This window comes from Rhodopirellula sp. UBA1907, from assembly GCF_002337565.1.
GTDB classification, from domain to species: Bacteria; Planctomycetota; Planctomycetia; order Pirellulales; family Pirellulaceae; genus Rhodopirellula; species Rhodopirellula europaea.
The window spans coordinates 27,319-38,638 of record NZ_DDGH01000047.1; the positions used below are offsets into that span (position 1 = coordinate 27,319).

Here is an 11,320-nt window from a genome sequence, read left to right on the forward strand (position 1 = left end):
CGGCGTCGCTCGACCTCTCCCCAAACTTCGTTTCGGGAGAGGTGCAACAGGTGAAAAAGCGTCAACGAGCGGCATAAAAAAATTGCTCGACCTCTTCACTCAGCAGAAGTTCGCTTGGGCAGCACCCAATCCGGACGAGGGAAATGGCACGTGTAGCCGTTGGGTACCTTCTCGAGGTAATCCTGGTGCTCCGGTTCGGCTTCCCAAAAGTCGCTGACTGGCTCGACTTCGGTGACCACTTTGCCTGGCCATAAACCAGACGCGTTCACATCCGCGATGGTGTCCACCGCGGTCTGTTTCTGCTGCTCATCCACATAGTAAATCGCCGAACGGTACGAAGGACCGCGATCGTTGCCCTGACGGTTCGGCGTCGTTGGATCATGGATCTGAAAAAAGAACTCCAACAACTGCCGGTAACTCGTCTTTTCAGGATCGAAGAAGATCTCGATCCCTTCGGCGTGGTTGCCATGATTGCGATAAGTCGCGTTTGGGACTTCACCGCCGGTATATCCCACCCGGGTCGATTCGATGCCGGGCAGCTTGCGAATCAGATCCTGCATGCCCCAAAAACAACCACCCGCTAACACCGCTCGCTCTGTCATGACTTATCTCCATTGAATCTCATCGGATGTGGCATAGGCTTCCATCCTGTGTTGGTCACTTCACACACAGGAAGCCGATGCCACGTTCTATTTGCCAATGCAAAATCGGCCGAACACACGGTCCAGAATATCATCGGTGTAGACCTGACCGGTCACTTCGCCGATCGCCTCGACGGCGAGACGCATTTCAGCGGCCACCAGTTCATGCCCGGCCATCTGCTCCGTCCACTGTATCGCTTGGGCCAGGTGCTCAATCGCGGCGGCCAAAGAATCTTGGCATCGAGCCGCTGTGCCGATCACGCTGCCGGTCTCACCAGCGTCACGTTGCTCCGCGAATTGGACCAGTCGCTTGATCAGGGCATCAACACCGGCACCCGATTCACTGCTCACGGCCAAATCAGCCTGCATCGAATCGCCGTTCCATTCCGTCGGCATCAAGTCTCGTTTGGTTGCCACGCAAATCAATTCAGCCGATCGCTTCGCATCTTCCAAAACCGCGTCGGGACTTTTCAGCGATGCAAAATCTTCTTCGCCAGTCGCGTCGATGCACCACACATGCACGTCGGCTCCCCTCGCTGCCTCGGCGGCTTGCAATTGAGCCTCCTGAGAGATCGGTGCCTCCGGGTCAGACTCCTCTCTCGATTCCAACCCCGCCGTGTCGATCAACTGAAACGAGTGACCGCCCCAACTTGATTCCACGGTCACTAAATCGCGAGTCGTCCCGGCTTGATCGGTCACGATGGCCGACTCGGTACATGACAACACATTCAGCAATCGACTCTTCCCAGCGTTCGGCAACCCTCGCAAGACAACTCGAATCGTTGGCGATGCACCACCGCGATCGCTCAGTTGTGAACGGGTTTGCAAAAGCAGAGTGCGAAGTTCGTCGAGCCTTTGAATCAAAGCTTCATCGGAGATGAACTCGATGTCTTCGTCAACAAAGTCCAATCCAGCCTCGACATCGGCCAACAAATCCAACAGCGTTGAACGAGCCGCCTGCAGTGGTCGAGAGAGGTTGCCGGCCAATTGCGAAAGTGCTTGATCGAGCGTGCCGCGATCTTCCGCTTCAATGACACCGAGCACCGCTTCGGCTTGCGTCAAATCCAATCGCCCGGCGAGAAACGATCGCATCGTGAATTCACCAGGGCGAGCGGCTCTGGCCCCCGCGCGAATCGCCGCGTCCAAACTGGACTGCAACAGCGGTGCTGATCCGATCAGATGCAACTCCGCCGACGGTTGGCCCGTGTAACTGCGCTGCGTGGGCCAAACCATCACATCGACCTCGATCGCACCGAGCGGATCACCGAGAGCGAGCGTTTTCGAGCTTCGAAATGGGCGTCGGCCGCTGGCTTCGTTCGAGTCCAACACTTTCATCCGACACAGCACATCGATGCAGTCGTGGCCCGACAACCGAACGATCCCGCGAGGAGCGGGAGTCATCGGCGATGCGATGGCGGCAATGGTGTCATCCGCTTCCGATGTCACCGTGCTGCCACGCCTGCGGCGTCGGGTGCCGAACTTAACTCACCTGCATTCGTAATGGGGCGAACTCGATTGGCAATGTTGGCCGCACTCCCCGATACACTCGGACCGGCGTCTTCCAACGCGTCCAAGACCATTTGCTGGGACACCAAATCACGCAAAACGATTGGCTCGGCAGGAGATTTTCCCGGATAGATTGCCAGTACCGGAATCGATCGACTTTGCAGTTCCTTTAGCTTCGCTTCGATCTCAGGATCTTGGTCCGTCCAATCGGCCAACATCGGCACCGCATCCAATTCTTCGATCAACTGGCGAGTTGGTTCGGTGTTGAGCGCGACGTTGTAGTTCACGATGCAGTTCACGCACCACTTGGCGGTGAAGTCGATCATGACCGTGCGGCCTTCGGCTTGATACTCTTTCAACTTGGCTTCGTCATAAGGCTGCCACGCGATCGTCTTCACACCTTCGGCCGGTTCGGGTGCGGGGCCCAACCAGTGGAACGCCGCAACGCCGATGATGATGGCCGACGCGATTCCACCTGACCAAGCATACAAACGTGCTTGCAGGCTGCTCCAACTGGGAACTTTGCCGATGATCCAGCAACCAAACCAAACACCGATCAAGGCCACAAAGACGGGCAACTTGTCGCCATCGCTGAACTGGTTGAAGAAGAACGCGACGGTTCCGAGGAACAAGAACGCGAGGAACTCTTTCAGTGTTTCCATCCAAGTGCCGGGCTTAGGCAACCAAGCCACCAAAGACGGCCAGATGCCGATCATCAGATAGGGCAGTGCCATGCCGACTCCCACGATCATGATGACGGCGGTTGTTTGCAAACTGGTCAACGCGAAAGTCAGGCCCAAGATTCCGCCCAGCAACGGACCACTGCAGGGTGTTGCCAAGACGGTTGCGAAAACGCCTTTGAAGAATGCACCGGTGTAACCTTCGCGTTGCTGCAAAGCCTGCGACGTTTTTCCAGCCGCCATGCCGGGAACCGGAATTTCCCAAACACCGAGATAGCTCAGTGCCATCGCGAACATCAACAAAGTCAGACCAAGCCGCACCGGGAAGTAGGTGAACTGTTGGCCCCAGTTGAAGGACAACAAAACCGCCAGAGCGGTGAGGACCGCGAAGACGGACAGAATGCCCAGGGCGTACACGACGTTGAGGAAGAAGATTCGTTTGCGATCTTCGCCAGCTTGCTGAACAAAGCTCATCACCTTCAAACCGACCACCGGCAACACACACGGCATGAAGTTCAAGATGACTCCGCCGATGAATGCGAACAGCAACGTGGTGCCGAAGGCCGTGCCAGCTTTCTCAGTGTCACCCGATGCTTCTTCGCTGGTTGTCTCGCTGGCGACCCCATGAGCGTCCCCAGAGCCACCGGATGTCGAGTGATCCGTTGCGGAAGCATCCGCCATCGCGATTTGTGGTTCGTTATCGGCCTCAGATTCAATGCTGGCATTCAGTGCAGGCGAAAGGTCGGTGTCGACCCAATCGAGTGTCGCCGCATCGTCCAGAATCAGCATGCGTTTTTTTGCAGCAACATTCATGAGCTGCGGTTTTGCATCCGCAGGCGCCGAGTCCACAACGTTGACGACGGTTTGAAACTCGATCGCCTTTGGTTGTTGGCAACTGTCGTCTGTACAAGCTTGATAGGCGATCCCGCCCACGATCTTGTGTTCGCCGTTCGAGGCATCTTTCGGAATCGAAATCGGCAATGTCCATGTCACGTTGCCCTTGTGATAGGTCACGCCGGGCAACAGGTCATAATCCACCGGCGGAGATTTGGTTTGGGGTGCCCCGACTTTCAAATCTGATTTTTCGCTGACCACAAAATTGGTCTTTGATTGCTCGTCGTTCACCGAAGATGTGTAGACGTGATATCCCGAATCAGGAATCGCGGTGAATCGGAGCGTGCCCGTTTGCCCGGGTTCCAACTGCGGAGTCAAGTTGATCGCTTCCCACCGCACGACATAGTCTTGATCGCGAAAGGTTTGCTTCAGATCAACGGGATGACTTTTCAAACCCGCGGGATCATTGGACGACGTCGACGCCATCGTTTGCCCGGATGGTTTTGAAACCGCCGACGGAACATCGCCGACCAGCTTTGCCGTCAATGTCTCGTTCACCGGCATGCAAGCACCGCCGGTCAAACACGCCAATGCGTCCAAACGAATCTTCAATGCACCAAGCTGCGAGATCGCTTCGTTGCCGCCCGCGACTTTCGCTTTGGCGGTGAAGGTGACTTCGTCTTCAAACTCTTCAACGGTGATTCCGCCAAAGTCTTCAGAGACACTTCGAAGCGGTTCGCGGTCACTCTTCCAAGCTCCCGAAATTTTGACGGAGTCCGCTTCGACCAGATTCAATTTGGTCGGCTTGGGCCCACCTTTGGGCTGGGTCGTCGAATACAGGTGCCACTTCGGCTGCAGCTTCACTTGAACGTTGACTTCGATCTCACCCTCGCCCACAACCGAATAGGTCGCGGTGGCTTCGGCGGGCTCGTCAGTCTGCAACGCCGCGTTTCCGTCAGCGGCAAAATCGTCGAGCGAAAACTCGGTGAACAGACCGGCTGCATCGGGCCTATCAGCGCGTACGGGCATCGCCACAGCCAAGGTGAACAACACCGCCAGCAGTGCGGCACCAAAGGCGGGCAATTTCCGAGCGAACCCGGGTTGGTAACAGCGATCCATCGAAAGCATCCTCCGACGAGACAATTCAATGAGACGAAAAGACATCGAACCCCATCGTTCGACCGAAATGAGTCCCGTAGCTTAGCAAAAGTGGCAAACTGAATCGATCAAGGCGGAAATTCGGCTCGAGAGCCGTTCCGGTGACGAGAAAAAGATTCGTCGCCTCAATCCAATCCAATCCACCCAATTTGCCATTCCCACCCACGCATTCAAGCGTAGAAGAGTCGCTCCCAGAGCAAGTTCTTCTGGTGTTGGGCTCTTTATTAAGAATGAACGCGGTCGAGCACCATCCGCCAGTTTCACCCCGCAATTTGCTGATGAAATCCGGGTGTATCCCTCCACCGCCAAATCCAGCCGGCTCGCCGAAAGCGTTCCTTCCAGTTGCACGGGGAAACTGCCTGCCCAACGGGCCAAGTCCACCACCGGGCAATCCCAATCCATCGCGTCGTGATCGATGATCCCCTTCACCGTCTGTCGAGATTCGTCAAACAAGATGTGCTCTCGGTGGACGTCGCGAAGCACCCAATTCTGACGCCAACCCTGAGGCGAACTCTCCATTCGCTCCGCCAACTCAGCAATCAGCATTGATTGGATCGAGGTGCCTTGTTTGACCAACAACTCGGTCGCTGCCATCAAACGATGCGCGAGCTCTTGATAGGCGGGCAACTCATTGTTCGTTCGCTCGATCGATCGTTGATGCACTCCGTCCATACTGACGCAACGTTCCAACAACGCTCGCCACTGCGAAGCCGTTCCTGGCAATCGTTCGCGCAACAAACTTCCTGAGGACAACCACGGGTTCAACTCATGAAGACGTTTCATCCGTTCACGAAAGCAACGTGGCAACTGATCCGCGGATGCAAACTCGTTTAGCGTTCGATCGGCAAAGACCGCGGGTGAGGGCAGGTCGGCCAACCTCGCGTGAACTTTCGCGATCGCTTCGCCGCCCAGCACCAACGCTCGCGCGGCAGCATCGCTGTCCATCGCTTCGGAATCATCACACGCTCGGCCGTCGACCCAAGCGGTGCATTGCCATTGGCGGCCTTGATCCAAAACGATCCATCGACCATCTGCGGTCGGAACAGGAGCGGCCAAGAGTGCCGACTCGTGTGTCGCTTCTTGATTGGCCGAAATGGGATCAAGCAACAACTCGGAAGCGACGTCTGATATCAACCCGGTGGAAAATACGTTTGGCTGCGTCATCGCGTCGGCTAGTTCGCTTGCCACGCAGTGCCATCGCGCCATCGGCGCGCCAGGGGCCGAACACTTCAGCACATAAGACGACGGGTTCGCGGCGGGGCGAATTCGATAGACCCGCCCGCCGCTCAGCCCTGGGTTCCACGAATCGATACCGATCGACGCTGCGTCTGGAAACCAGCATCGTGCGATTCGTGAAACGTCCAAAAGCGATTACTTTTCAGCCAAGAAAGACATGATCGACTGCTCCGGCACCGGCAACTTCAGCAACGGTGCGAACTCAGCGGTTTGTTCGTCGACATCCTTCAAACATTCAAACAAATCTTCTTTCGACATGCCAGAGAGTCGCTGACACGCTCGCGCAAACTTACCCTTCTCGTGCCATTCCTTTTCACTGCACGAAGGCAGCAACGAGGCCAATGCGACGCAGGCCGCACCGCGGGCCGAGTCACCCATTTCAAGCAACTGTTCAATCTCGGTGTGTTGAGCGATCAGTTCCACGAACTCTTCGGGCAAGTTCCAACGCGTGGCCAGAACAGCTGCGGCGTCCGCGTGGTTCCAACCGAACATTTCTTTTTCCAAACCGCTGAGACGCTTGCCTTCCGAAGCACGTTTCTCAACCAACTCTTCGTACTCGGTGGGCAATTCTTTCAACAACAACGGGATCGCCATGTCCTGCAACAAAGCTCCCGCGAACAAGTCTTCGGCGGCTTCCAGCTTCAAAATTCGGCCGACCTTGCGAGCGAAGATAGCGCGACGCAGCGAGTCTTGCCAAAGAGCTTTCAAATCAAAAGGACCAAACTTCGGATTGGGAATCACGCTGAAGACAGCGTTCCACAATGCAAAGTTCACGATCGCTCGCGAGCCAACCAATGTGATGGCCTGCGGGATGCTCATGATTTCGCGACTGAATCCAAAGTACGACGAATTCACAAAGCGAAGAACTTGCCCCATCAATCCTGGATCAGCCTCGATTGGCTTGGCAAAATCATTCGGCCCAGCGGATTCTTTTTGCGACAACTGCAACAGGCTGATCGCACTGTGCGGCAAGGCAGGCAGGATGTCGACATGAAAAACATCTTCCAAGTTGGTGCTTTCTGCGACGTTCGTCATCGATTTCAGCTCGTTTGTTGTTTTGTGCATTGTTCGCCACGCGATGTGCCTCACGCGGTCTTAATTCTTAGGCGGCGAGCGAGAATGAAGTGCCTGGAACCGTTTGTGCGAATCACCCCATCGGCCGTACCGGCGAAAGGTGCCTGACACTTGTTTTCCAACCATTCCGTCGCTGATAGAACCCTACGCCAAGATTTCGTAGAAGCACGTCGCAGCCTCATTCGAAGACGCCCGGATTCGGCATGATTAGCCTCAGTCGGAAGCCTTTGTCGGTCGCACCGTTTGTAGTGACGCGATTTTGATACGTTTCGCCCAAACATCGAACGTCGCTCTTTCACCTCATTGGTTGACTCCACGCATCAACCTTCTGTCGCGAATCGAATCCGGCGCCGCGACGTAAGCCTTTGACTGACAGGACGTTGAACGTCTAAACGACTCAGCCGGACGGCTCCGGCCCGCGACGTGCAACCGTGTGGCCTCATGGCACTCGTACGAATTCCGTCGCTCGGCAACAGCCGATTCTTCTCGCAACTCGCAGCTCATCACCTGGGAAACAACCCACAGGTCGATGCGTCGTTCTATTGGAAGCGGCTACGAAGGACGGCCGCCCTCGCAATTTTGCTGGGCGTGGTGAACGTACTCAGTGGCACTTCTGGTTCCATGAGAGCGTCGACCAACTCATCTCGGTCCGCTTCACCAAAACCCATTGCTCTTCGGCACGCTGATCCAGCGTTTCGAGTCGGTATCCACCCTGGCTCCACCTTTACTCAGCCAGCAACCAGTCTCGCGTCAGTCCCCGCGACGACGATGCTCGTGCGGAAGACGTCCAATTCCGATGAGTCAAACAATTTGATTGAGCCAAACGATCCGGATAGAGCAACCGAAGAAGCTTTGATCTCCAGCGGTCCTCGCGCGGTGCCACCTGTCGGCTGGCGACGCACATCGAACGGATGGGAAAACGTCGCGGAATGGCCCACAGCACACAACCAGACAGGGGGGATCCCTGCCCAAGTGTCCCTCTCAGATCAGATCCTTTTACAGCAGAAACGGGAACCCGCAGTTTTGCGACGTTCCATGGACAAGCTGCGGAGCACCCATCCCGCGATCATCGCTTCCGTCCAGATCGCCAGTGTCCTGGTCCTATTCGCGACTTGGGTGGCGCTGCGTGAAAAGCCGTTTCGTCGCGATGACGGACGGACGCCCAATCAGCTCGCTTCGTAACATTTCGCTGGTCGTTCTCGCAAAACACTCCTGATTGGTGCGAAACGTTCCTGATCCATGCTCAGGCAACCGGTTTCCTGCGAATCTCATTCGGATGGCAATGACCTGTCTCGCCCGTGACCAAACGTGTCACGCCCCTGGCGAATACTAGTGGTGTGAAGAGGAGGCAGCTCACTGCGGTCTTCTCTGTGAACCAACCGTCGACCAGTCATCACATCAACTGGCCGAACTCACTTCGGTGGAAAAGCTGTCGGGCTTTCATTGTCTCCGGCACCTTCCTCGATAGGATCGACCTTGCGACTTCGCAGGGATCGCCATGTCTGACCACCGTTGGTCGGGACATCGGTTGGGTTTGAATTGGAAACAAGAAAAGTTTGTTCAGGGAATAAAGGAATCAGGACATGGCAAAGAAACCACGCATGGCAACGCCGGCAGCATCCAAGGGCGTCAAGCTGGATCCAGGCATGAAGACCATTCTGGAAAAAGAACCCGGTCTGAAGACGACGCTTCAACAGATCGAAAAGTCGTTTGGTGACGGTGCGATCATGCCGCTGGGAGCTTCCCAAAAGCTGACCATCGATTGCATCTCCACGGGCAGCCTCAGCCTCGACATGGCGTTGGGTGGAAAGGGCATTCCGCGAGGCCGAATCATCGAAGTCTTCGGCCCGGAATCTTCCGGTAAGACGACGTTGGCTCTGCACATCGGTGCCGAGGCCCAAAAGTCCGGCGGGATCGCGGCGATCATCGATGCCGAGCATGCCTTTGACCCAAGTTGGGCCAAGAAGCTTGGTGTGGAACTGGACAGCCTGTTGGTCAGCCAACCGGGCAGCGGCGAAGAAGCGATGCAGATCTGCGAGATGCTGGTCAAATCCAACGCCGTCGACGTCATCATCATCGACTCCGTCGCGGCCTTGGTGCCAAAGGCGGAACTCGAAGGCGAGATTGGCGACAGTCACGTGGGCTTGCAAGCTCGTTTGATGAGCCAGTCGATGCGGAAGCTGACCGGTGCGATTGCCAAAAGCAAATCGGCCGTCGTCTTCATCAACCAAATTCGCGAGAAGGTCGGTGTGATGTTCGGCAGCCCCGAAACCACTCCCGGCGGTCGTGCCCTCAAATTCTATTGCTCGTGCCGAATTGATGTTCGTCGGATTGGAAGCCTGAAAGATGGCGAAGAGCAAGTCGGCCAACGCGTCAAAGCGAAGATCGTGAAGAACAAGGTCGCACCTCCGTTCCGCATCGCCGAATTCGACATGATGCACTCCAACGGCATCAGCTTCGAAGGCGACTTGCTGGATCTCGGAACCGAGAACAAAGTCGTCAACCGCAGCGGTTCATGGTTCAAGTACGGCGACACGTACTTGGGACAGGGTAAAGAGAAGGCTCGCAACTTCTTGATCGAGAACCCAGACGTCTCCGATGAGATCAAGCAGAAAGTCTTGGCCGCCGGTGGCTTTGTCGCACCGCTTGAAGCGGACGCGGCAGCCGAAGACGAAGAAGCAGTCGAAGATGGCGAAGCCGTCGCCAACAGCTGATCCGCGAATCGGGTTGGTCGCGAGGTCAGTTGACTATGCATGAAACGGACCGTCTCGGGGAAGCCTGGGGCGGTCCGTTTTTCGTTTTCCGCCGCAGACGAAATCCTGGCACCACGTTTCCGTCGCTTCACGATGAGTGCACGAGATGCCTCAGCGAGACCAAACCGACACCTCACCTGCACGGGGCTGCTCACCCGCGATAACATCGCGGCATGACTGCATCCGATCCTGCTCCAGCCGACTCGTCCGCGACCAACCCAGCGTCCTTCGACCCGACTCCCGAGGTGATCTTCTTGGGCACCGGGACCAGCGTTGGTGTGCCCGCGATTGGATGCGAATGCGATGTCTGCCAAAGCACTGACCCGCACAACAACCGAACGCGTTGCTCGATCTTGATTCGGTTGCCCGAGGGCAATCTGCTGATCGACACACCGCCCGATTTGCGAACGCAATTGCTGCGTGAAAAAATCAAACTCGTGCACGCGGTTTTGTTCACCCACGAGCATGCTGATCACATCTACGGGCTGGATGACCTGCGGTTGTTTCCGTTTCGGCTCGGTCGTCCCGTTCCGTTGTACTGCCGTGCGGACGTCGAAGCTCGCATTCGAACCTCTTACGATTACGCGTTCTCAAAGCGTGAACAAACTCACGCGGGATCACGGCCCCAACTCGAAATTCTCTCGATCAACAACGATGATCCGTTTGAGGTTCTCGGCGTTCGGGTCATGCCGGTTCCGCTCAAACACGGACCGCACTTTGAGGTGCTGGGATTCCGCATGGGTGACTTCGCCTATTGCACAGATACCAATCACGTCTCGGAGTCGTCCATGGAACGTCTGCGAGGCCTCGACACGCTGGTCCTGGATGCCTTGCGATTCACCCCGCACCCGACTCACTTCAACATCGAAGAAGCCCTCGAAGTGATCGAAGAGCTCAAACCACGCCAAGCCTTCCTAACTCATCTCGGCCACGACATCGATCACGGCCCCGTGGAAGCCTCGCTGCCCGATCACGTCCACTTGGCCTACGACGGACTGCGATTGCCAATGCCATCCATCCAGTAGCCGAATTCGTTCGTCATAACCCGCCGCGTCAGCAAGCCCACCTCCCGTAGCCGGATTCGCTAAGAATTCGGATCTCATCATCTCGAACATCTGAATCCCGACGACACCATCAACGTAGGCCAGGTTATCACCTGGCACCCAACCGATGACTTGGAACAAAGCGAGCCGTCCAACCCGCCCCCGCAAGAATCAACGCGGCCCGTCCAATCACCCAGCCAGGTACAACCTGGCCTACGAGCGACAACGCACCCGTCACAACCCGCCGCGTTAGCAAGGCCACCTCAGCCGTAGCTGGATTCGCCAAGAATTCGGATCTCATCATCTCGAACATCTGAATCCCGGCGACACCAACAACGTAGGCCAGGTAATCACCTGGCACCCATCCGATGCTTTGGAACAAAGCGAGCCGTCCA

The 11,320-nt window shown here is 56.4% G+C and carries 10 protein-coding genes and 1 pseudogene; 6 read left to right on the forward strand and 5 right to left on the reverse strand.

Annotation, left to right across the window (positions count from 1 at the left end):
• Window positions 1-95: 95 nt before the first annotated feature.
• The 5 genes from msrA to B2R17_RS09750 form a co-directional block, all read right to left on the reverse strand.
• A complete protein-coding gene (msrA, locus tag B2R17_RS09730) occupies window positions 96-602 on the reverse strand; it encodes a peptide-methionine (S)-S-oxide reductase MsrA (protein WP_037252928.1) in 507 nt (168 codons plus the stop codon).
• 87 nt (window positions 603-689) lie between these two features.
• Window positions 690-2,087: a tRNA modification GTPase gene (locus B2R17_RS09735; RefSeq protein ID WP_286763841.1), complete on the reverse strand. Its 1,398-nt coding sequence runs from the start codon at window positions 2,085-2,087 to the stop codon at window positions 690-692.
• On the reverse strand, window positions 2,084-4,789 hold the full coding sequence (locus tag B2R17_RS09740; RefSeq protein WP_339887606.1) for a protein-disulfide reductase DsbD family protein: 2,706 nt from the start codon (window positions 4,787-4,789) through the stop codon (window positions 2,084-2,086). The genes B2R17_RS09735 and B2R17_RS09740 overlap by 4 nt, the downstream gene beginning before the upstream one ends.
• A gap of 72 nt (window positions 4,790-4,861) precedes the next feature.
• Complete coding sequence (locus tag B2R17_RS09745) at window positions 4,862-6,007, reverse strand: phosphotransferase (RefSeq protein WP_286763843.1); 1,146 nt, start codon at window positions 6,005-6,007, stop codon at window positions 4,862-4,864.
• 183 nt (window positions 6,008-6,190) lie between these two features.
• Window positions 6,191-7,120 carry an HDOD domain-containing protein gene (locus B2R17_RS09750; protein ID WP_008669898.1) on the reverse strand — a complete coding sequence of 310 codons (930 nt, stop codon included), beginning with the start codon at window positions 7,118-7,120 and terminating at the stop codon, window positions 6,191-6,193.
• 1,044 nt (window positions 7,121-8,164) lie between these two features.
• Here B2R17_RS09750 and B2R17_RS09755 point away from each other — a divergent pair.
• The 6 genes and pseudogenes from B2R17_RS09755 to B2R17_RS09770 all read left to right on the forward strand — a co-directional run.
• The gene (locus B2R17_RS09755; RefSeq protein WP_286763844.1) at window positions 8,165-8,311 is read left to right on the forward strand and encodes a hypothetical protein; all 147 of its coding nucleotides are present in this window, start codon (window positions 8,165-8,167) and stop codon (window positions 8,309-8,311) included.
• A gap of 401 nt (window positions 8,312-8,712) precedes the next feature.
• A complete protein-coding gene (gene recA, locus B2R17_RS09760) occupies window positions 8,713-9,843 on the forward strand; it encodes a recombinase RecA (protein WP_008660722.1) in 1,131 nt (376 codons plus the stop codon).
• 212 nt (window positions 9,844-10,055) lie between these two features.
• The gene (locus tag B2R17_RS09765) at window positions 10,056-10,907 is read left to right on the forward strand and encodes an MBL fold metallo-hydrolase (RefSeq protein ID WP_286763845.1); all 852 of its coding nucleotides are present in this window, start codon (window positions 10,056-10,058) and stop codon (window positions 10,905-10,907) included.
• A 145-nt stretch (window positions 10,908-11,052) separates the two neighbouring features.
• Window positions 11,053-11,178, forward strand: a complete 126-nt coding sequence (locus B2R17_RS28495) for a DUF1589 domain-containing protein (protein ID WP_422662597.1) — start codon at window positions 11,053-11,055, stop codon at window positions 11,176-11,178.
• 41 nt (window positions 11,179-11,219) lie between these two features.
• Window positions 11,220-11,276 (forward strand): annotated as a pseudogene (locus B2R17_RS28340) (hypothetical protein); the annotation flags it as partial.
• Window positions 11,275-11,320: DUF1589 domain-containing protein (locus tag B2R17_RS09770; protein ID WP_286763863.1), on the forward strand; the 46-nt coding region annotated here is incomplete at its 3' end. The pseudogene B2R17_RS28340 and the gene B2R17_RS09770, both read left to right, overlap by 2 nt.

Coding starts and splice junctions, on each gene's coding strand:
- msrA (WP_037252928.1), bottom strand. CDS start 602: ATGACAGAGCGAGCGGTGTTAGCGGGTGGTTGTTTTTGGGGCATGCAG.
- B2R17_RS09740 (WP_339887606.1), bottom strand. CDS start 4,789: ATGCTTTCGATGGATCGCTGTTACCAACCCGGGTTCGCTCGGAAATTG.
- B2R17_RS09750 (WP_008669898.1), bottom strand. CDS start 7,120: ATGCACAAAACAACAAACGAGCTGAAATCGATGACGAACGTCGCAGAA.
- B2R17_RS09755 (WP_286763844.1), top strand. CDS start 8,165: ATGGACAAGCTGCGGAGCACCCATCCCGCGATCATCGCTTCCGTCCAG.
- recA (WP_008660722.1), top strand. CDS start 8,713: ATGGCAAAGAAACCACGCATGGCAACGCCGGCAGCATCCAAGGGCGTC.
- B2R17_RS09765 (WP_286763845.1), top strand. CDS start 10,056: ATGACTGCATCCGATCCTGCTCCAGCCGACTCGTCCGCGACCAACCCA.
- B2R17_RS28495 (WP_422662597.1), top strand. CDS start 11,053: ATGACTTGGAACAAAGCGAGCCGTCCAACCCGCCCCCGCAAGAATCAA.